Source organism: Saltatorellus ferox (assembly GCA_007751475.1).
Taxonomy (GTDB): Bacteria; Planctomycetota; UBA1135; order UBA1135.
The window spans coordinates 2,119,895-2,141,382 of record CP036434.1; the positions used below are offsets into that span (position 1 = coordinate 2,119,895).

The window sequence follows — 21,488 nt, forward strand, 5'->3', positions numbered from 1 at the left end:
GTGGCTCAGGCTGCTTGCTGCGGGAGATTCGTGGATTCTCGCGCGTCCGGGTCAGGCAGGCCTTCCAGCCCGTAGAGATAGCGACCCGTCAGGAGCGCGATCCGCTGCCAGGAGAACGTCGAGGCGATGAGCCAGGCCGCGTTGCGCGCCCGATGGGCCATCTGGCCGTTCTCGTGCTCGCGCTCGGCCGTGAACAGGGTGTCGGCGATCGCCTCCGGCGTGACGTCCGCGATGACGTAGCCGGCGCTCGCGCTCCGCACTTCCTGGTCGAGGTTCGTGCCCGAGGTCACGAGCATGGGCAGTCCCAGCGAGCCTGCTTCCAGCACCGCGGTCGGCATGCCCTCGTGACGCGAGGGGTGAATGAACGCGTCCGCCGCACACAGGCGGAGTGCCTTGTCATGGCCGAAGAGCGGCCCGAAGAAGTGGACGCGGCGATGGATGCTCAGCTCCTCGCAGCGCGCTTCCAGCGCTGCGCGATCGGGTCCGTCGCCAATCATCCAGAGCGTGCCCTCGCCGCGGCCGGCGACGTAGCGCGCGAAGCCCTCGATCAGAGCGTCGAGGCCCTTGGTGTACGCTCCCATTCGGCCGCAGAACGCGAAGATCGGTTGCTTGTTCGGGCCGGGAATCGGGGGCGCTTCGGCGCCGGGAGCCAGCGTCACCGCATGCTGTCCGTTCGGAATGATCTGGACGTGCCCGATGTCGGTGATGTCCTCCATCTCGAGCAGTTCGCGACCGGAAAGGGCCTGGACGGCGCGCGCGCCGCGGAGCATCTTCTTCTCGCGAAGCGCGAGCCAGATGCGCTTCTGGAACGCGTTCTTCCTGAGCGCTTCGCGGCGGTAGGCCCCGTGCGGCGTGAGAATGTACGGTACGCCACGGCGGCGGAGTCGGCGCGTGATGGCGGTGAACTCCGGAAGGAACGCTCCGTGCAGGTGCACCACGGCGGTGGAGTCGAGCTCGAGGATCGCCTGTCGGATGTCGCGGGTGCAGGTGAAGCGCTGGATGCCGCGCTTGAAGAGCCTCAGGGGGTAGGTACGGGGGAGGGTCTCGGCGGTGGTGTCCTTCGTGATCCCCCAGACCTCGACGGCGATCCCTGCGGCCTGCTGGGCGCCGGCGAGGTAGTGCACCACGCTGTTGATCCCGTTCATTCGCTCGGGGTTCGCCTTGCCGAGCGTGATGTGGACCACGCTCGCGCGCTTGGCGGGCAGGACGAAGGTCCGCTTGATCGTGTGGGACCAGGCGCGATCGAACTCGTTGCGGAAGCGTCCCACGAGGAACTGCGAGGCCTGGAGCGCGCGACCGGCCTCGCCCATGTGAGCGCGCTTCGCCGGATCGGAGACCAGTGCGGAGATGCACCAGGTGAGACGTTCGACGTCCCCGGGCTCGAACACGAGGCCCGTCTGACCGGCGATCAGGAACTCCTCGGTGCCCGTGGTCGACGACGCGACGACGGGCTTGCCCGCGGCCATCGCTTCGAGCGCGACCATCCGGAAGGGGTCAGGTTCATCCGCGGGGATGCAGACGAGGTCGGCCGCCGCGTAGATGGCGCCCACGCGGCGCTGGAAGGGCATGCGAGTGACGACGCCCTCGAGCTTCAGCTCCTGGATCGCCGCGTCGAGGCTCTCGGCGTACTGCTTGTGCTCGGCGGACGGCTCGCCGACCAGCAGGAAATGGGTATCGGGGTGGTCGCGGCGAACGGCCTTGGCCGCCCTGAGGAGCGTCATGTGCCCGCGTTCGGGGGAGAGGCGGCTGACCATGAGGACCAGCGTGCATTCGTCGTCGAGGCCGAGGGACGACCGCACCTGCATGCGGTCCGTGGGGTCCGGAGCCACGCGATCGACGTTGACGGCGTTGCGCACCATCCACGCCTTCTCGCTGATCGCAGGAAGCAGCCTGATGAGCGCTGCACGAGCGCCCTCGGAGCTACATACCACGGAGTCGGTGAGCAGATGGATCGTGCGAGCCAGCGCCTTGTCGCGCCAACCCCCTGACTCCAGGATCCGATGGATGTGCCAGAGATGGCGGCGCCCGAAGAAGTGGGCGGCCAGCGCGCCGCCGAGCACCGCGCTCGTGTGCGTGTGGACGAGCGCTGGCCTGTAGCGCATGACCATCCGCCAGACGAAGAACAGGCAGACCGGCAGCTGCAGGAACAGCTTCAGGAATCGGACGGGAGCGAAGCCCTCGCCCACGACGCCGAGCGGGCCGACCTCGATCTGCGCGCCGAGTTCCTGCAGCTCGCCGATCAACGGACCGCGCCTCGGAAGCACGACGACGGGCTGCCAGCGGCTCCGGTCGACCGCGGCCACCAGCTGGACGATCGTCCTGTCGGCGCCGCGATACTCGGCGCTCGGGTGCAGGAACAGGACGTTCTGGATGGACTCTGGGTTCGTCATCTGACAGATCGCGGAATCTGTGGGCCGCGGACAGCCCTGGTTAGCCGGGGGACGGCGCTGCGGAGCCGGGTTGCAGTTGCAGCCGGGGGGGCAGCGAATGGGACGGCAGACTGACGAGCGGAACAGGTCGCGTCGGTGCTGGCACCGATCGCTTCAGAGGCATGGGCTGTCGAGGCAGGCGACAGGACCCATGCAAAGAGGCCGTAGTGGAACAGCATGGCCACGTTGGGATAGCCAGCGACGCCGAAGCCGGTGATGCCGGAGATCGCGACGATGACCTGCAGTGCGAAAAGAAGCGTCCAGGCTTCCTGATCGAGCGCGCTGCGAAGGCGCTCGGCCGGGCTCGATCCCGGGAGAGGACGGAACGCGCGCTGGAAAGCGACGAGCAGCGGCCAGGCGACGATGCTGAGAACGCACAGGAAGCCGGGGAGGCCCGTCGAAACGAGCGCGAAGAGGTACGTGTTGTGCGCGTTGTTCCAGGCGTGCCCTGCATGCTCGAAGCCGCCCGCGCTGGAGAGGTTGAGGTAGCCGGCGCCGACGAGCGGAGCCTTCGGAACCTGAACCAGGAGGAGATCGTGCCAGAGACCGGTCCGGCCGGTGCCGCTCGCGATGTCGGCGGATGTACCGCCGCGCATGAACCACTCTTCGATGGTGCCGATGGACGTGGCGAAGACGGCGAGCACGAGGCAGGCAGCGATCACCGCGCCGATCCTGCGCAGGGAGGCCAGCCGGGCCATATCGGCCGAAACGCCCGGAGACATGGTCGCCGTCTCTCCGGAGGACCGAGGCGCGCGCCACGGAAGGAACAGGATCGCCAGCCCGCCGAGGGCCGTGATCGACGCGGTGCGCGAACGCGAGTGATAGAGCACGTAGCTCGCGAGCCCCAGGGCCACGAGGGCGACCGTGACCTCTCGGAGGCGCTCTCGACGCGAGTTCGTCGCCGGATCCGCGCCCAGATGAAGCGCCCAGCGCGCCCGGAGGGCGGACACCGCCCAGAGGAAGACGACGGTGCTGGAGAACCCGAGCACGTTCGAGTTCATGAACTTGTGACCCATGCGACGCACGCCGCTGGTGCTCTCGTGGAACGCGATCTCGGGGTGTAGCACGGAGAAGGCGATCGCCGAGATCAGGACCGGGAGGAGCGCCAGCGCGTGGCGTCGGACGACGTCGCCGGGGGCGATTCCGCCGCGGCCGGGCTCGCGATCGTGTCGCGCTCCGACCTCCGTGGCGAGGACGACGCCGGTGACGAAGAAGGCGAGCAGTTCACCCAGCCGAAAGAACGACACCCAGGGATCCTGGGCGCGGGGTAGGCCGATGACGGCCCAGGCGAAGAGGCCCAGGACCGGCAGGCTCGCGGGGCGCGCGAGCAGCGCAAAGACCTCGCCTCGGCGCCGGTAGCCGAGCACGGCGATGCCCAGCGTCGCGATCGCCCGGACCCCGAGCTTCCACGCCACGTTGCCGCCCTCGAGTCCGTCGATCGACACGAGTCCACCTTGGCTCGGGTCCAGCGTCAGAAACGGGAGGAACGAAAGGTAGAAAAGCGCGTACGCGACCGATCGCGTACCCGCCATGAAGAGCGCCAGCCCGGCCGCGAGAACGGCTACGGCCATCCCGAGGATCATGCCGCCACCCTGCCATGGTCCGGAGGCAGCTCGGTCCAGTCGGGAAGTCGGCGTTCGGTCAAGAGTCCGACGAGTCGGCGACAGAGCGCGCGCCGCGCATGGCGGAGCCAGCCTGCCTGGGCGAACGGCGAGGGGTTGCGGCGCTCCTCCAGCTCGTGGCTCACACCCTCGTGGAGAACGTAGAGCGCGGCCAGCTGGAGGATCTCCTCGCGGCGCAACGATGTGGCCGCGACGACGTCGGCGGCGGGGCCGCGGAAGAGGGCGCCGAGATCGTCGAAGATGCGCTCCCCCGAGTGGCGCTTCACGAGCACGCCCGTCTGGATATGGAAGTGGAAGACGTCGTAGAGGGCGGGCGCCCGCTTGGAGAAGTACTCCCAGTCGAAGGCTCTCACGCGCCCGCGGCGGGCGAGGAGATTCCAGGGCGTGAAGTCGCCGTGGGCATGGCACGTGGGGAGCGCGAACCCGTCCACGGAGTTCTCCAACGCGTCGCAGAGCGAGGAGTACTCGCGGTGCCAGTCCGGGTCGACGGCGGGGTCGAGCCTGCAAAGGTTGCGAAGGGTGTCCTGGAAGAACGGCATGTCCGTGAGCAGCTCTTCGTCGCGCGTTTCGCGGCTCAGTTCCGAGAGCAGATCAGCGTGCATCGGGGTGAACTCGTCGCCCGCGTGCTTGCCTTCCAGGACCTCCTGCGCGAGCCAGGTACGGCCGGCGCGTCGTCCCTCGGCCAGGAGCAGGGGCGCGCGATCCTCGAGCGTCTCGCCGACGATCTTCAGCGCGTGCGCCTCGCGGGTGACGGCGTCGTCCGTTCGCTCCGAGAAGCCCAGCTTCAGGATGGCCCTGGCGTTGCCGCGTCGATCGAGAGCGCGAACGATGATCTTCTGGTTGCGGCCCGGTACGCCCGCGGCGACCGCGATCGAACCGGCGACGGGAAGGACGGCGAGGTCCTCCGATTCACGGTCGAACGGGCCCTTCGTCCAGATGGCGAGTTCCGGGCGCCCGAGGCGCTGGGCGATGCCGAGTGGACTGGCGACGCGGAGGAGAGCCCAGAGGGCCCGGCCGCCGGCGCGGCCGCCAGGGAGGAGCGCCATGCCGCCGCGCAGCGCGGCGCCGTCGACCGTCGGAAGCAGCGTGAAGCTCCCGCCGGTGCCCGGGAAGACGACGAAGCGCTCGACGGTGCCGGAGCTCTTGAGGCCGCCCTCCAGGGGGCCGAGCACGGGCTTCGAGCCGGGAGCGGCGACCGACTGCAGCACGATGCGACCGCCAGCGGGCAGCTCGGCCCAGGCCTTCGCAAGCCGTGCGGCCGTACGGGCGTCGCCTGCGTCGAGGAAGACGGAAGGAGCGGCGCCGCCCCGGAGAACGGGCAGCCAGGAATCGATTCCGTAGGGCAGCGCGTGCTTCATGCGGCGCGGCTCCCGCTGTTCCTGTCCTCGCTCTCCTCGACCGATACGGCTCCGGATTCCATGGTGCGCGAGGGGACGTGGGCCTGGCTCCGGGCGAGCGTGGCGAGGACGGCCGCGTCGACCGAGCGATCGATCGACGTGGAGGTGTCGATGAGAAACGCGTTCGGCGTGGCGTCCGCGTACTCCTCGTAGGCGGTGAGCTGGCGCAGGGTCTCGCGGACGCTCACCTCTTGCTTGCGGGTACGGACGATTCTCTGGGTGGCCGTCGTGACCAGGATCACGTCAGGCCGCGGCGCGTGGGCCACGAGCCAGCGCACGAAGCGGCTGTCCGGCGCGAAGCGGTAGCGCGCTGGATCCACCAGCCAGTCGTCGATCCAGCGATCGAAGAGGATGAGGGTGTTGCGGCGCCGGAGCGGCAGGACCTTGACGGCGTAGCCCAGCGTGTAGTCGAGCCAGTAGTAGCTGGCTCGCAGCCACGTGCCGAGGATGCCCGAGGGCTTGGAGCGGTGGGGGCGTGCGTACTCTTCTTCCGTAGGCCGACGGCCGAGGAAGCGTCCGAGCTGGGGGAAGAGACCCGGACGTAGCTTGATCGTCCGGTTCCACGTAGAACGGAACGAGCTCCGGAGTTCCGCGTGCAGCTCCTCTCCGACGGTGGTCTTGCCCGTGCCGTCCGTGCCGAGCAGGGCGACGGTGAGGCCGCGCGTCTTCCTGAGCGAGGTGATCCGGTTCTGGATCGCGAGCGAGGCGAACCCGCCGAGCGTCGCGAGCGGGTCGCGGAGAAGAGCGCGCGTGAGAAGAGCGCGTCGGAACGCCCGCTGGCAGCTCTTCAGTTCGCCGAAACCGCGATCGCGCAGGGCTGCGCAGAAGCGATCGGCCATGCGCGTGCCCACCAGGTGGCCGAGCCGCGAGCGCATCTGGGCGGGGTGCTGGTCGAGGACGACCGTCAGCCGGGCCACGTACTCGGGGTGGATCGCGCCTCCGGAGAGGTAGGGCGTGAGGAAGTTGAGGAGCGCGCCGGGAACGGCGGCGGGCCGCTCGGGAACGCGCTCGGTGTTGCGACCGCGGAGCAGTTCGCCCGCGTCGAGGAACGGAACCCCGTAGCAGGTCTCGGCCACGTGGAGATCGATGCAGAGATGATGGTGGCGTCCGGGGCCGCAGGGCGCGTACAGCTGGTACTGGTCCATGTGGCGCGTGCGGTGCACCGAAATCACGCGGACGCCGAAGGTACCGAGGGCGCGTTCGAGCGCGCGAACGACCGTGTCCCGGAAGACGCCGGGGCACGCGAGGTCGAGGTCACCGCCCGCGCGATAGCGCGGGGCGGCGCGGCCGCCCCGCAGGGCGAGCACGGGAACGCTTCGGCTCTTCAGTGACTCGAAGAATCGTTCCAGCGCGCACTCGATCGGCGTCAGGGCGTCCGAGGCCGTGTCGTGGAGCGTTCGGCCCCTCGGCGGGCCGGGCGCCCATGGCCGAGGATCGGCGGACGGGCTGCTTCGATCGTCGCGACGATCGATGGGCGCCTCGCGGGGGTCGAGGTGGGGGTGAGTGTTCTTGGCCGCCATGGGGTGGGTGCCCGGTTCGGGAGCACCGCCGTAGGGATCGGCGGAAACGTCATCTCGGCTTGAGGCTCGAGTGATCGAACGCCCTCGGGCGCACGGGCCGGACCGCGGTCCGGAAGAGGATCCAGGCGTCCGTCCGGAGGCTGATCGAGGTCTGGTAGAGTTGATTCAGCCGGAGCTTCTCGCGGTAGAGCTCGGCGACCTGCGGCGTCGAGTCCTGGACCACCTGGGCGAGGCCCGTGATGCCCGGTCGCAGGACGAGGCGGGACTGGAAGCCCGGAACTTCTTTCTCACCCCATTCCTCGAGGTCGAGGGTTTCCGGCCGGGGACCGATCAGCGACATGTCGCCGGCCAGGACGTTCCAGAGCTGGGGCAGCTCATCCAGGTGCGACTTCCGCAGCAGGGCCCCGAGGCGGGTCGGTCGAGCCACGCCGCTCTCGTCCGGCTGCATCGTGCGGAACTTGACGATACGGAAGGGCTTCCCGTGTTGACCGGCCCGGGTTTGAAGGAAGAACACCTCGCCCCAGCGCCGGTACGCGGCGAGCTGAACCAGCGTCAGGCCCGCCACGGTCGCGGCGACGGGCAGCGAGATTGCCGCCACCAGCGCTGCGCCGAGGGCCGGGCGGACCCAGCGGACGTAGGGGGTGGCGACGGGCCGTGTGTCGCGGGTGTCGTGGGGCTCGCGAAGGGGAGCGAACCGGGCCGGTCGGCTCGGTTCCACGGGCGCGACCGCCGGTGCCCCTGCGCTTGCACACAGCAGGGACTCCTGACGATCCGCCTCAGCGGGGGGGCTAGGAAGTCGCATCTCTGCCTCTTCCTTCGATCGCCGAGGACGCCATTCTGGAAGGCGTCTCCGTTGGATCTACCCCCGCGGAGTCCCGGCGGACTAGCTAATGGCTTTCCCGTACTCGTCTTCGTTGAAGCCGATGAGCCAGCGTTTGCCGATCCGGATCGTGGGCGCACGCAGGTTCCCGGTGGGACCGAGAGCGTTGGCTTCCAGTAGCTCGGCGGCGTTCTCGTCCTTGTTCATCTGGATGACCGTGACTTTCTTTCCCTTGGCGGCGACCACGGTGGTGGCTCCAGCGAAGAGTTCTGTCAAATCGTCGGCGCCGAAGCGCTCTTTCGTGGCATTGACCGTCTCACGGACGGTGGCACCGGCTTTCTCCAGGAAAGCGTCGGCACGTGTGCAGGTCGTTCAGCCTTTGCGGTGGTAGTACCAGTCGATTCGCTTGGTCATGGTTCTCTGTTGGGGTGCTCGGCCTGTGTCAGATCCACTGTGGGATGCATTTCTTGCCCAAGACTCTAACCCAAGCGGCCCAGCCCCACGCAGCTTCCGCGTCCGCAGGACGCCCGGGCCCGGCTCGGCCCCGAAGGGGCTGAGCGGCCCGCGCGCGGCTCGCCCGCGCGGCCCGTGCGGCGAGCACGCCTGCGCGGCGAGCGCGCCCGCCCGGCGAGGGCGCCCGCCCGGCGAGGGCGCCCGCCCGGCGAGGGCGCCTGCGCGGCGAGCGCACAGCGGTGCAACCGCTATTTCGCCGTCAGGCGAAATGCCAGAGATACTGCGCGCTGTCACAACGATCGTGCGGTTCGGCATTCGATGCATTGGTCGCAGTCCCGCCCGCCACTGACCCGTCCGCTGCCGACCTCCCGACATCGACTGCCTGCCGTTCGCGCGCAGCGTCGAACGCGTGGGCTGAGGTCTCCCGCTGAAGACTTCGGTGCTGCCCGCTGGAGCGCTCGCCCGCATGGGCGAGCTGGGCAGATATCGGACTTGTCGCTCAGACCTCAGACCTCAGACCTGCGGGTCAGAGCCCCGCCCAGCTCGCCCTATCGGGCGAGCGCTCCAGCGGGCAGTACCGAAGTCTTCAGCGGGAGACCTCAGCCCACGCGTTCGACGCTTCGCGCGAACGGCAGGCAGTCTGTGTCGGGACGTCGGCAGGGGAAGTCAGATGGGGGAAGTCGGCAGGGTCAGCGGTCAGCGGGCAGCCCACAAGCCGTCAGCGGGAAGCCTCTGCCCACGCGTTCGACGCTGCGCGCGAACGGCAGGCAGTCGATGTCGGGAGGTCGGTGGCGGGCGGGACTGCGACCAATGCATCGAATGCCGAACCGGACGATCGTTGTGACAGCGCGCAGTATCTCTGGCATTTCGCCTGACGGCGAAATAGCGATTGCATCGCGTGGCGCTCGCCGCGCAGGCGTCCTCGCCGGACGGGCGTCCTCGCCGGACGGGCGCCCTCGCCGGGCGGGCGTGCTCGCCGCACAGGCCGCGCGGGCAAGCCGCGCGCGGGCCGCTCAGCCCCTGCGGGGCCGAGGTGGGCCCGGGCGTCCTGCGGACGCAGGGGGCGGTGTCGGGCAGGGCGGTTCGCTGGCCTCGCCAGGCAGAACTACCGAAGCCCGCGCGACATCGCCGAATGGGGCCTCTCCAGGGCAGGGACATCGCCGACCAGACGACGGTGCTCCTGGACCGCAAACCGATCGGTCATGCCGGCAAGGAAGTCACAGACGGCTCGCTCGAGGCCGACCTGATCGACCCATCGAAAATACCAGGGAGACATCTCGGAGGGCCTGGCACGGTAGGCCTCGAACAGGCCGCCGATCACCTCGCGGGCCCAGACTCGGAAGGACTGAAGGTAGGGGTGGCGGTAGAACGCCCGGTACAGGAACTTCTGGAGCTCGGCGACGTGGGGCTTCATCTCGGGTGAATGGCCGCAGAGCATCGTGTCGTGGGACTGGACGTCGGCGGGTGAGGTCACGCCCGAGTCGAGGACGTTCCGGTAGGTCGCCTGGCAAAGATCGACGATGCAGACGCCGATCAATTCGTTGGCCAGGCGACTCACGCGGAGCGGGACATCGCTCGTCTGCCGTTGCAGGAAACCGGGATGACGCTCGGCGACTCGCTCGCGCGCGATGTTCCAGAGGGTCACGTTCGCCTCGAGATCGGCCTCGGTGAACATGCCCGCGCTGAGGCCGTCCTCGATGTCGTGCTTGTTGTACGCGGTGGAGTCGGCGAGGTCCGTGACCTGGCCCTCCAGCAAGGGGTGCTTCGGCTTCGGCTGGAATTCTTCCGGCCAGTCCTCGCTCGTTTCATGCTTGAGGAGCGACTCGCGGAGTTCGCGCGTGAGGTTGAGGCCCGGGAAGTCCGGGTTGCGACGTTCGAGAAGGTCCACCACGCGCAGGACCTGAGCGTTGTGACGGAAGCCGCCGTAGGGCTTCATGAGCTCGTTGAGCGCCCACTCGCCGCGGTGACCGAAGGGCGGGTGGCCGATATCGTGGGCGAGGCTCAGGGCTTCGGCGAGCGGCTCGTTGAGCTGCAGGACGCCGGCGACGCTGCGGGCCACCTGGCAGACCTCGAGGCTGTGGGAGAGTCGCGTGCGGTGGTGGTCTCCCTCGTCGTTCAGGAACACCTGGGTCTTGTACTGGAGGCGGCGAAAGGCGGTCGCGTGGGTGATCCGGTCGCGATCGCGCTCGAAGATCGTCCGGTGGGGGTCCGGGCTCTCCGGGTGCGCTCGACCCCTGGAATCCACCGCTTTCATGGCGTGGGGCGCCAGCTGGCGGGCCTCCCTCGACTCGCGCGTGGCTCGGTCGGAAAGGGCGAAGGGTTCGTGGCTTGACATCGGAGAGAGAGACGATCGGGGGTCCCGTACGGTTTCGGTCGGTGGGGGGGGCCACGACGGTAGCGCACGGCCACGCACGGGCGCAAAGTCTTACGCCTGGCGATGGTCACGGACCCCAGGCATGCGTCGCTTGCTACCCTTCCCGACATGACCGACACCCCCTGGTACGTGGAGGCCTTCCGCAGCGACTACCGCGACGTCTACTCCCACCGCAACCTGCCCGCCGCGCGGGAGGAAACCGCCTGGGTCGCGGCCGAGCTCCTCGCCGGCGTGGAAGGCCCGGTGCTCGACGACTGCTGCGGCTTCGGACGGCACAGCCTCGCCCTCCGGGAGCGGGGTGTCGACGTCTTCGGGATCGACCTCTCGCTCGATCTCCTGCGGAGTTCCAGCGATCTGGAGCGTGGGGCCGAACTCCTCGGGGGCCGCCTCGCCTGCGCCGACATGCGTTCGCTGCCCTTCCACGACGGAGCCTTCGACGCCGTTCTGAACCTCTTCACCTCCTTCGGCTACCTCGGCGCGGACGGGGACAGGGCGGCGGTTCAGGAGATGGCGCGCGTGCTTCGGCCCGGCGGGTGGCTCGTCATGGATCTCATGAATCCTTCGCGGATCCGCGAGGGCCTCCAGCCCAGCTCGAGAGAGGCGCGCGACGGGATCGTGCTGGAGTCGGAGCGCGCCCTCACGGACGGCGGCCGGCGGGTCACCAAGACGGTTCGTCTCACCCTCGCCTCCGGCGAAATGCGTACCTGGCACGAGGATGTCCGCATGTACGAGCCAGAGGAACTGGACGGGCTCCTCGAAGCGGTGGGGGTGAGGACGATTCGACGCGCCGGTGCCTTCGACGGTCGACCCTTCGAATCTGCTTCCGCCGAACGACAGATCGTCGTCGCGAGGCGAGACCCCGGCCCGCTCACACGTTAGGGTTTTCTCCGGCCGCACCGCGCGGCCCGTCCAGGATTCAAGCTCCGACCCCGATCCTGGGCTCCGGCCTCGGCCCCACGCTTCCATACCTACATGCAGCAGAACATCGTCTTCCATGACAAGGCCCTGGAGCTCCAGGCCCTCGCCCGCAAGATCGCCGACGACGTCGTCCGCCCGGGCGCAGCCCACGCCGACCGTCACTCGGAGTACAACATGAAGGCGGCCAAGGCCGTGGCCGGAGCGGGCCTTTTCCGCGCCTGGATCCCCGAGGCCTATGGCGGCCTCGACGCCGGCATCCTGTCCCTCGCGCTCGTGGCAGAGGAACTCGCCAAGGCGGACTCCGGCTTCGGCGTCGCCTACGCCGTCAACGCGCTGGGCTCGTTCCCGATTCTCCTGGGCGGCACCGAGGAGCAGAAGCAGAAGTGGATGCCGAAGATCGCCGCGGGCGAGACCTTCGTGGCCTTCTGTCTGTCCGAGAAGTTCGCGGGCTCCGATGCCAGCGGCCTCTCCGTCAGCGCCGTGCGCGACGGCGACGACTACATCATCAACGGCGAGAAGAAGTGGACGACCAACGGCGGCGTCGCCGACGTCTATACGGTCTTCGCGGTCACCGATTCGACCTCGAAGTCCCGCCGGATCAGCGCGTTCATCGTCGAGAAAGGCACGCCCGGCTTCACGATCGCCAAGGTCGAGAACAAGATGGGGATCCGCGGCGTTCCTGTCGTCGAGACCCACTTCGACAACGTCCGCGTCCCGGCCGAGAACCTCATCGGTGGCCGTGAGGGCCTGGGCTTCAAGCACGCCATGATGACCCTGGACCACGCGCGCCCCGGCGTGGCGGCCCAGGCGGTGGGGGCGTCCCAGGGAGCCCTCGACCTCGCCAACGTCTACGCGAACCGCCGCGTCCAGTTCGGCGTGCCGATCAGCCAGCACCAGATGGTCCAGAAGATGCTCGCCGACATGTCGATGAAGACGGAGGCGGCGCGGCAGCTCACCTACGCGGCGGCCGCTGGCATCGACGCCAACGGACCCAGCCCGGCCAATTCCAAGATGGCGGCCATGGCGAAGTGCTTCGCCTCGGACGTCGCCATGGAGGTCGCGACCGACGCGGTCCAGGTCTTCGGTGGCTACGGCTTCATGGAGGATTACCCGATCGCGAAGTTCTTCCGCGACGCCAAGATCCTCCAGATCTACGAGGGAACCAACCAGATCCAGAGGATCGTGATCTCGCGCCACCTCATCCGTGAGGCGAACGAGCTGGAGCACCTCAAGGCGTTCATTCCCACCGAGGAGCAGAAGCCGTACTCCTCGCCACAGAAGTAAACGCGCGCCGGGACCTGGAATGGGCCCGTTCCCGAACTATGAAAGCGTCCTCTCCAGGGGACGTCAGGGTCGCAGTCGCCGCCCCCGGTAAGCTGTCCAATTTGGCAGTCCGGGGGCGGCGACTGCCGTTCTGTCAGCCGGAGGGCGGCGCGCTCCGGAGGCGGGACGAAGGTTGACGCAGGTGACAGCTCCGTCACCTCCCCTGGATGAGAGGACTCCGAGAGCGTCCTTCGGACGGAGTTCCTTGCGGGGATCGAACAGAGGCGATGGGGATTCCTGTCTGAGGCCATCTCAGGTGCTGATAAGCAACTGTGATGAGGGTAGTTACGTAAAGTTCATCCAACTCTGAGCGTCGCGAGACGTACATGTGGCGAATAGCGGATGCCCCGGGAGGGCTCGATCTGACCCACCGCCAGATCGTTCGGCACGGCGCTCGCACTGGCTTGTCACCAGGGCTTGCTCACCGGGTCCCCACCCCGAGCGTACGCCCAACCCAGGCGACTCCTAGCTCTCTTGCGTTCACGCGGCCTTCACCCGCGGCTCGAGATGCGACGGCTCGCCCTTGGAGAACCGACATGACTGCAACCCGCACCCTGAAGACTCTGTCCGACCTGGACCTGATGCTCGACCGCCTCGCGGACGACCCCGAGGGGTTCGCCGCGAAGGCGAAGCGTCGCGCGCAAGACTGGAACCGGAAAGAGTATGACCTCGAGCTTCGCGACCCTTCCTCCTGGAAGAACGCCGCCTCCTCCGCTCGCCCGGACCGCGACAACCGCGTCGCGTCCATCGAGGAGCAGCTCCGGACCGAGATCGACATGATCACGATCATGGATCGCGAGGAAGAGGCTCGTCACGCTCGCCGGATCGAGTTTGCCCGCCTCCGCCTCGAGCATTCCCTGAATCGTCACAGGCTGACGGAAGAGGAGATCGCTGGCAAGGCGCTCTACTCGCCGACGACCTACCGCAACGTGTGCGAGCAGAACTGCGAGCTTCCGGCGGAAGTCTGCCGTCGCTGGGTGGAACTCCATCATCTGCGGACGGAGCTGGTCGAGCGGAACCTCTACCTCGCCGTCATCAACGTCGAGCGCTACGCCCACCTCGGCATCGCGCGCCTGGACCTGATCCAGGAGGGCTCCGCTGCGCTCTTCCGCGCCGTGGACGGCTTCGACTGGCGCCGTGGGCTCCTCTTCCGGACCTACGCGGTGCACTGGCTGAACCAGGCCTACCGCAGCTACCTGTACAACAACGGACAAACCGTTCGCGTGCCGGTGTACCTGCAGAAGGCGATGAAGCACGTTCGTCGCGCCCAGAACAAGCTCGGTCCCGACGCATCGATCGCCGCCATCGCCGAAGAGGCCGATCTCGGTGAGCACCTCGTCGAGAGCGCGCTGGCGGCGAGCCGTTCGACCATGTCGATCGACTCTCCGTTCGGCACGGGCGACTCGACCAACAACCTGGCCGAGGTCCTCGGAGCGGCCGACGAGTCCGGCGTTTACTCGGTCACGATGGAGGACAGCACGCTGGAGGACGGCATCCACGGCGCGATGGACCGCCTCTCCGAGCGCGAGCGCTTCGTCATCGAGATGCGCTTCGGGATCAACCGGGAGCGTGAGCACACGCTCAGCGAGGTCGCGAAGGAGCTGGGTGTCAGCCTCGAACGAGTTCGCCAGATTCAGGTCCGAGCGATCAACAAGATGAAGACCCCGGGTCTTCGGAAAGCGATCGACCCGTTCCTGTAGCGAACGGCGGCGATTCGATCGCCTCCAGTGAAACGAGCCCCGCGACCGTCTTCGGTCGCGGGGCTCGTTCGCATGACGCGGTGCCCGCTCTACGGAACCGGCAGCGGCGCAGGCAGCGTGCCCACGAACCGGAGTCCGAGGTCCTGCTCGTCGCGGATGTCGAGCACGTCCTTGCCGCGCGAGTCGTAGTAGAGCTGGAGGCCCCGCGGGGCGAGCAGGCCCACGTCCGCCGCCAGGAGCGCTCCCTGGACGCGCATCGCGCCGTTCGTTCCTTCGCTCGGACTCCTCGGCAAGAGACCGAAGATGCTGTTGGCGCTATAGACCGTCGCGTCCAGCTTCACGGGCTCGCTGGAGTCGCGGGCCATGAGGCTGTCCTGGATCATGCTCCTGAGGATGTCCGGGTCCATCCAGGAGTCCGTGGGCTCCAGCGTCGTGACGGCCGCTTCCCGCCCTGTCGTCGGGAAGAGAATCGGATCCGTCGGATCGTCGGGGTCCGCGAGCGTCAGCTTGGTGGTGTCCCAGCCGGTCACACCCTCTTCCATGACCCAGAGGCCCTTGGAATCGTCGAAATAGCCGTCCTTGTTCTGAATCGGTACGGGGTCGCCGGGTCCGAACTGATAGTAGCGAGCCGCGTAGTCAGGCCCCATGTAGCCAGGGTTCGAGTACGTCGGCGTGTGCCAGACCATGGTCGTCACGTCGACGTCCGTGAACTGGGGCGGGTCGTACGACGTGTAGACCGTCTTCGGCACCTCGTCGTAGTAGTCGAGCACCTGGTCCACGTTCTCGACGGGGACCGTGCCGGTTTGCTGCCACTCGTACTTGTCCTTCATCGTCGTGCCGACCTGAACCTGCTCGGACCAGGAGTTGTCGTACGGAGGATCCAGCGTGCTGGCGTGGAAGACGGTCTCGTAGATCGGCACTTCTTCCTGTCCGACGAGCACGCTGCCGTACACGGGCTTGTCCCAGAAGGTTCCGTTCGGCACCGACTTGTAGACGGGCACCTGCTCGATCTCGATCGTCTCGATGAAGATCTCCTGCGAGGTCGCGGTCGTCGACGGGACCAGAACCGGCTTGCCCGGAAGCGTCGGCTGGGTCTTGACCCACTCCTTGCCGTTGAACGCGGCGGCTTGCTCGAGCGTGAAGTTCCACTTGTCCGAGTCGCTTCCGCTGACGACCCCGCTCTCCTGCCACTGCGGACGGTAGATGTCTCCCAGGACCACGTTGCCACCCGCCGTGAGGCCGAGTGAGTTCGCCTGGCCCGAGGGGCTGATGCCGAACTGGCGCTGGCCGCTCACGATCGCATCGTTGTACTCGAGGTCTCCGAGAACGTAGATGTTGCCCCGGACCCAGAGTGAACCTTGCCCCTCGATCTTGCCGGAGATGATGAGGTCTCCGTCGATGGCGACGGACCCATCGATCCTGATGGGATCGAGTTCGGTCCCGGTCAGGACCACGTTGCCCTGATTGCTGGCGCCGAGGTCGGTCTCGGTGCCGGCGAGGAGCGCGCTTGCGCCGGCCGCGGTCGTGACCTGGGAACCAGGGGCGCTCAGGCCGATCCTTCCGCCCGTCACGGCACCCGTGAATCCGGCGGTGGTGGCCGCAAATTCGTTGTCGTCGACGGTCCGGTTGCCCGCACCATCCGTGGTGAGGTCGCCCGTTGCGAGGTCGATGCCGCCGTCATCACGGAAGGGCAGCGGGAATGTGCCCGGCATCTCGCCATCGATCTGCTCGGTCGCGTCCAGATAGTTGAGATAGAGGTTCTCGAACGGAGCCGGTGCCCCGGGATCGGCCGGCGAGAGGTCCTGGAGGTTCAGGTTTCCAAAGGCGTCCGCGAGCACTCGGCCTTCGGTATCGAGTTCAGCGGCCTTCAGGTTGAGCGCACCCCAGTCGGCGATCGGGTTGCCGTGCTCGTCCGTGCCGTTCCCGCCCAGATAGAGCGTTCCTGCGATCGTGGAGTCCGGATCGGATCGGAACATGAAGCTCTCGATCGAGCCGACGCGTGCACGCCCGGGGCCCGCCGGGCCAGCCAGCCCACCCATGCCGTACACGCGCTCGACGTCGTCGATCTCCGTGTGGCACATGATGCAGTTGATGTTGTTGGCGAGGAGCGCAAAGTCGAGGCCACGCCAGGTCGGTGCGTCGATCGAGAACACGTCCGTGACCGTGTGCCTGAGCCGCCGCTGGCCCTCGGTGGTCGTTGTGACAGAAGTGACGAAGAGGGAGATCACCCGGCCATCGTCTTCGCGGTGCACCAAGACAGAGTTGACGGTGGTGTCGCCGAGGACGAGCTCACCAGCCCCGTTCTGCGGCAGACCGATCTGATTCGTGTAGTCGATGGGAGCCGGTACGAGCCCCGCCTGATCGGTCAGCCCGAGCCCGTCCATGTGGTTGCGGAGCGTCAGCAGCGTCGTGTCGGCGCCGCCGAGGGTCTGGGCGTAGCTTCCCCAGATCGACTGCGCCGCGAGGCGGTTCACGCTGCTCGCCGAACGCTTGATCTCGAAGCGTCCCGAGCGCGTCGCCGCGGCCCTCGAGTCATCCGACGCGGTATTCAGGAAGGCCGCGAGGAGGGTCGAGAGGACGGCCAAGAGGATGATCGCCGTCATGAGGGAGCTGCCTCGGCGACTCGAGCCGAAAAGCGTGGAGCGGTCGTCCTCGGGACGAGTCCGTGCGTTGCGCGAAATGTATGGCATGGTCAGGGGGGAGGCTTGCCCTGTCGGCAGGAATGGCGGTCCATCCAAGTCATCGGCCGGACCGGGATCCCGATGGGAGCGCAACTCGATTCGTGCCATCAACGCCCTGTGAGCGTCTCTGTCCGGTCCACGCTCTAGTCCAGACCTGACTCAGCCTGCGACGCGTCACCCAGTCCGAGTCGGTCCAGCAGCGCCCGGAGGTCGTCCGGCCAGGGGGCTTCCAGCTCGAGCGGGAGGGGCTCGGGGAGAGTCAGCTTCCTCGCGTGCAGGGCCTGCCGAGGGTGAAGCGAGCACAGCTCGTGCCGGTACCACTCTTCGCCGACGAGGGAGTGCCCCAGGGACGAAAGATGAATGCGGATCTGGTGGGTACGCCCCGTCGCGATGTCCGCTCGAAGGGCGGCGAAGCCGCCAGCGCGCGCCAGCACCTCGAATCGCGAGCGCGCGTGGCGGCCAGCGGCCGTGACGCCCAGCCGCCCCTCGGCCACGTGGCCAACCGGCCTCTCGCAGAGGAACGACTCCCACTCCGGTTCCCCGTGGACCACCGCGAGGTAGCTCTTCCGGGCCGCGCTGTCGGCCATCCCCTGCTTGAGCCGCTCGACGAGTTCCTTGCGCGTCGTGAAGAGATTCACGCCGCTGGTGTCCGCATCCAGCTGGTGCACCGCCCAGACCCGTCCTCCGTGGCGCTGCATGAGCGCGAACTGAAGACAGTCTTCGTCGTCCAGCGTCCGCCCGGAGGTCGGCAGATCAGGGCACTTGTCGACCGCGAGGATCCCGTCCCGCTCCAGAAGAATTCGCTCTTCGAGGGCCGTTCCCGAGAGCCTCAAGACGGGCTCCCCTGGACGTGGAACGTGTGCCGAAGGAACGCCACGCCTTCTTCGTCCACGCGCTCGACGACCACGGGATGGCGGTCCGCCAGGGCGGCCGTCCAGAACGCCATCGCCGGCAGATTTCCGGGCAGCACGTCGAGGCTCCAGCTTCCAGGGTGCTGCGCGAAGAGGCGCTCCAGCGCCGCCGTCCCCGTCCCGCGGCGGCGCTCCGACTCTTCGATGAAGTACTCGTAGAGGAGGAAGTCGGTCGGCGACCCGAGCGCCTCCGCGTACGCTTTCCCGCAGACCAGCGCAAAGCCCACCTCGCGCGAATTGACCTCGCGCGAATCGGCACCGCGCGGATCATCACCGCGCGGATCATCACAGCGCCGTTCGATGAGCCAGGCCGCCAGCAGGCCGGGCGTCTCCACCCAGTCGGTCTGCAGGCGGTGGGCCGTATCCACGGTGGGGTTCGACCGCGCCAGGACGGCGAGGAGCTTCGTGTACATCCCCTGCAGCCGCTCCATGTCCTGGAGCGTTCCGGCGCGCAGGGCGACTCCTTGGTCCCGCTTGGGCTCGAGTGCCATGGCCGGAACGATAGCACGGCGGGCGGAGCGCCGGGAGCGCTCTGCCCACAGGATGTCATGGTCGCGGTGCCGGGACGCTCCCCTGGAGCGTGAGCGACATTTTCGATTCGTCTCGGATGTCGAGGACGCTCTGGCTACGCGGGTCGTAGAGCAGTTCGGTCCCCGCCGGCCCCAGGAGCCCGACGTCCGCTGCGAGGATGGAGCCCTCCACGCGGAAGGCGCCGTTGGTCCCCTCCGAAGGACTGTTCGGCACGAGCCCGAAGACGCTGTTCGAGCTGTAGATCGTCGCGTCCACCGTCAGCGGCCGATTCGGATCCCGCGCCTCGAGCGCCTCGGTGATCAGCCCGCGCAGGATGTCGGAGTCCATCCAGCCACCGGTGGGTTCCAGCGTCTCGATGACGGCGGCCGGTCTTCCCGCGGGGAAGAGCGTCGGATCGGCCGGGTCGTTCGGGTCGGCGATGGTGAGCTTGGACGCGTCCCAGGCGTCGACGCGCTCGTCCGTCAGCCAGAGCTGCGTGGCCGGATCGAAGTATCCCTCGACGTTCTGCACCGGCACGGGGTCGCCCTCGCCGAGCGCGTAGTAGCGCGGGATGAAGTTCGGCCCCCTGTACTCGGGGTTCGGATGCTGCGGACGCTGCATCTCGAAGACCGGCTCGGTCGTCGTCTCGAAGCGGCGGGGCGAGTAGGGAACCTGCTCGGTCACCACGACCTCGGTGTAGCCCGTGACGACATCTTCGAAGATCGCTTCCCTTCGCGTGCCCGTCTGCTGGCGCTCCATGATCGGAACGCTGCGGGTTCCGACCTGGCGCCGCTCGTACGTCGGCGTTCCGTAAGGCGCGGGTCGGGTCGAGGGGATCGTCACCGTCTCGTAGACGGGCTCCTCGCGTGTGCCGATCTGGACGTTCGCGAACACCGGAACCTCGCGGGTGCGTCCCGTGTCTCGACGCTCGGTCACCGGGCGCTGCTCGGTGCGCGGGACGGACTGGAAGAGCTCGCGCTGCACGTCCCGGGTGCCGACCTGGACGCTGACCAGCTGGCCCGGGAGCGTCGGCTGGGTCTTGATCCACTCGCGACGGTTGAAGACCGCCGTCTGCTCCAGCGTGAAGTTCCACGTGCCGGACGGCGTGCCGTCGACGGCCGCGCCCTCACCCCACTGGGGACGGAACGGATCGCCGATGACCACGTTGCCACCCGCCGTCATGGCGAGAGCGTTCGAGACCCCGCGCGGTGAGATGCCGAACTGCCGATCGCTGCCGGACATCATGTCGGCGTACTCCAGGTCGCCGCGCACGTAGATGTTGCCCCGGACCCAGAGCGACCCCGTCCCTTCGATGGGCCCCGAGATGATGAGGTCGCCGTCGATCGCCACGTCGCCGTTGATCCGAATCGGCCGGGAGTCCGTGCCCGTCAGAACCACGTTGCCCTCGGTCACCGCGCCGAGGCCCGTATCGGTTCCCGCCACGAGCGCGCGGGCCGCCGCATCGGTCGTGATCCTGTCGCCCGGGGCGATCACGCTGATCGCGCCGCCGGAGAGCGTGCCGTTGTACGAGGCCACCGTGCCGGCGAACTCGTTGTCGTCGACGATCCGGTTGTCCGCTCCGGCGGGCGTCGGCGTCCCGGTCGCGGGATCGAATCCGCCGTCGTCCCGGAAGGGAGGAGGGAAGCGGTCGGGCAGGGTCCCGTCGACCTGGCTCGCCTGGGCGAGGTAGTCGACGTAGAGGTTCTGGTAGGGGATCGGGGACGCCATATCTGCCGGGACGAGGTCCGTCTCGACGAGGCCGCCGTAGCCGTCCTCGATCAGCCGGCCGGAACCGTCGAGTGCGGCGCCCTTCAGCGGCAGGTGGGCCCAGTCCGTGATCGGTCGTCCATCGGCGTCGATCGCGGGGCCGCCGAGGTACAGCGTGCCTGCGATCGTCGAGTCAGGGTCTTCCCGGAACTGGAAGCTCTCGATGGAGCCGACGCGAGCGCGCTGGAACTCTCCGGCGTCGAGCATGGCCGTTCCCGCGTAGATGCGGCGCGCATCGTCCACGTGCGTGTGGCACATGATGCAGTTGATGTTGTTCGCGAGGAGCGTGTAGTCGAGGCCGTCCCAGCGCGCGGGCTCCAGCGCGAAGACGTCGGTCTCCTGGGTCGCGACGTCCGCGTGACTCCGCTCGATGCCGCGGCGAGTCCGGGGCAGCGTCGTCACGATGAGGCGAGTCGCCCGAGCCTCGTCGACGCGGTGCACGAGGACGGAATCGATCTGGACGTTCCCGAAGACGCGGTGGCCCGCCGCGTCCTGCGCGAGTCCCAGCCGTCCGAGAACTTCGACGCGCGCCGGGTCAGGTCCTGGCGAATGGGGAAATCCCTGGGCGTCCAGGTACGCGCGCAAGCTGGCGACGGACGGGTCGGCGCCGCCGAGGTTGCGCTGGTAGGAGCTCCACAGGTTCTCTGCCAGAAGCTTGTTCACGCTCCGTCCGGCGCGCGTGGTCCCAAAGCGGTCTGCCCGCGACATGTTTCCCTCGGACGCGTTGACCGCCAGGCCGAGGAACGCAGCCGCTCCGGACGTGGCGACCGTCAACAGGACGAGGGACGTAAGGAGAGCGTTTCCCCGGCGAAGGGAATGGCCCGGGGCGAGAGGGCGTCGGTGCGAATGGATACCGTGAATCATGGCTGGCAGGAGGCAGGCGATGGCGAAGAGTTGTCAGTTTGGGACGGGCCGCATCGAGTCCGCAGCGACGGGACGTCCATCGAAAACTACCCTGCTATGGGGGTGCGCACGGTTTTGGCTGAGAAACCGCGTTCCCTTGCATCGCAAGGCTCGTAGATGGTTCTGCGAGCGCTACATTGAGAGAGCGAACTTCCCCTTC

The 21,488-nt window shown here is 68.1% G+C and carries 13 protein-coding genes and 1 pseudogene; 3 read left to right on the forward strand and 11 right to left on the reverse strand.

All coding sequences use genetic code 11. The features are described from left to right. Positions 1–5: 5 nt before the first annotated feature. From Poly30_RS07605 to Poly30_RS07635, 7 genes and pseudogenes are all read right to left on the reverse strand, one after another. Positions 6–2,390 carry a glycosyltransferase family 4 protein gene (locus tag Poly30_RS07605; protein ID WP_145195903.1) on the reverse strand — a complete coding sequence of 795 codons (2,385 nt, stop codon included), beginning with the start codon at positions 2,388–2,390 and terminating at the stop codon, positions 6–8. Next, positions 2,387–4,000: an O-antigen ligase family protein gene (locus tag Poly30_RS07610; RefSeq protein ID WP_419191091.1), complete on the reverse strand. Its 1,614-nt coding sequence runs from the start codon at positions 3,998–4,000 to the stop codon at positions 2,387–2,389. Before Poly30_RS07610 ends, Poly30_RS07605 begins: the two co-directional genes overlap by 4 nt. Positions 4,001–4,008: 8 nt before the next feature. Continuing rightward, complete coding sequence (locus Poly30_RS07615) at positions 4,009–5,409, reverse strand: phosphotransferase (RefSeq protein ID WP_145195907.1); 1,401 nt, start codon at positions 5,407–5,409, stop codon at positions 4,009–4,011. Beyond that, a complete protein-coding gene (locus Poly30_RS07620; protein WP_145195909.1) occupies positions 5,406–6,968 on the reverse strand; it encodes a hypothetical protein in 1,563 nt (520 codons plus the stop codon). The genes Poly30_RS07615 and Poly30_RS07620 overlap by 4 nt, the downstream gene beginning before the upstream one ends. A 49-nt stretch (positions 6,969–7,017) precedes the next feature. Next, positions 7,018–7,686 (reverse strand): sugar transferase, encoded by a 669-nt coding sequence (locus tag Poly30_RS07625; protein WP_419191092.1) that lies wholly within the window; start codon positions 7,684–7,686, stop codon positions 7,018–7,020. A gap of 165 nt (positions 7,687–7,851) precedes the next feature. Beyond that, a pseudogene (locus Poly30_RS07630) lies at positions 7,852–8,148 on the reverse strand (ArsC family (seleno)protein); the annotation flags it as partial. Between the two features lie 1,198 nt (positions 8,149–9,346). Beyond that, positions 9,347–10,576: a deoxyguanosinetriphosphate triphosphohydrolase gene (locus Poly30_RS07635; RefSeq protein WP_145195915.1), complete on the reverse strand. Its 1,230-nt coding sequence runs from the start codon at positions 10,574–10,576 to the stop codon at positions 9,347–9,349. Between the two features lie 147 nt (positions 10,577–10,723). On the opposite strand from Poly30_RS07635, the gene Poly30_RS07640 reads away from it, so the two are divergent. The 3 genes from Poly30_RS07640 (at position 10,724) to Poly30_RS07650 (ending at position 14,556) form a co-directional block, all read left to right on the forward strand. Then, positions 10,724–11,494, forward strand: coding sequence for a class I SAM-dependent methyltransferase (locus Poly30_RS07640; protein ID WP_419191093.1), 771 nt, complete (start codon positions 10,724–10,726; stop codon positions 11,492–11,494). 93 nt (positions 11,495–11,587) lie between these two features. Then, positions 11,588–12,817, forward strand: a complete 1,230-nt coding sequence (locus Poly30_RS07645; protein ID WP_145195919.1) for an acyl-CoA dehydrogenase family protein — start codon at positions 11,588–11,590, stop codon at positions 12,815–12,817. Positions 12,818–13,392: 575 nt separating this feature from the next. Next, a complete protein-coding gene (locus tag Poly30_RS07650) occupies positions 13,393–14,556 on the forward strand; it encodes a sigma-70 family RNA polymerase sigma factor (RefSeq protein ID WP_419191094.1) in 1,164 nt (387 codons plus the stop codon). An 89-nt stretch (positions 14,557–14,645) separates the two neighbouring features. On the opposite strand, the gene Poly30_RS07655 is transcribed toward Poly30_RS07650, so the two are convergent. From Poly30_RS07655 to Poly30_RS07665, 4 genes are all read right to left on the reverse strand, one after another. Further along, positions 14,646–17,246, reverse strand: a complete 2,601-nt coding sequence (locus tag Poly30_RS07655) for a bactofilin family protein (RefSeq protein WP_145195923.1) — start codon at positions 17,244–17,246, stop codon at positions 14,646–14,648. A gap of 134 nt (positions 17,247–17,380) precedes the next feature. Further along, complete coding sequence (locus Poly30_RS07660; RefSeq protein WP_419191095.1) at positions 17,381–18,070, reverse strand: RluA family pseudouridine synthase; 690 nt, start codon at positions 18,068–18,070, stop codon at positions 17,381–17,383. Continuing rightward, the gene (locus Poly30_RS28240; RefSeq protein ID WP_419191096.1) at positions 18,067–18,639 is read right to left on the reverse strand and encodes a hypothetical protein; all 573 of its coding nucleotides are present in this window, start codon (positions 18,637–18,639) and stop codon (positions 18,067–18,069) included. Before Poly30_RS28240 ends, Poly30_RS07660 begins: the two co-directional genes overlap by 4 nt. Before the next feature lie 55 nt (positions 18,640–18,694). After that, on the reverse strand, positions 18,695–21,199 hold the full coding sequence (locus Poly30_RS07665; RefSeq protein WP_145195927.1) for a hypothetical protein: 2,505 nt from the start codon (positions 21,197–21,199) through the stop codon (positions 18,695–18,697). Positions 21,200–21,488: the final 289 nt, after the last annotated feature.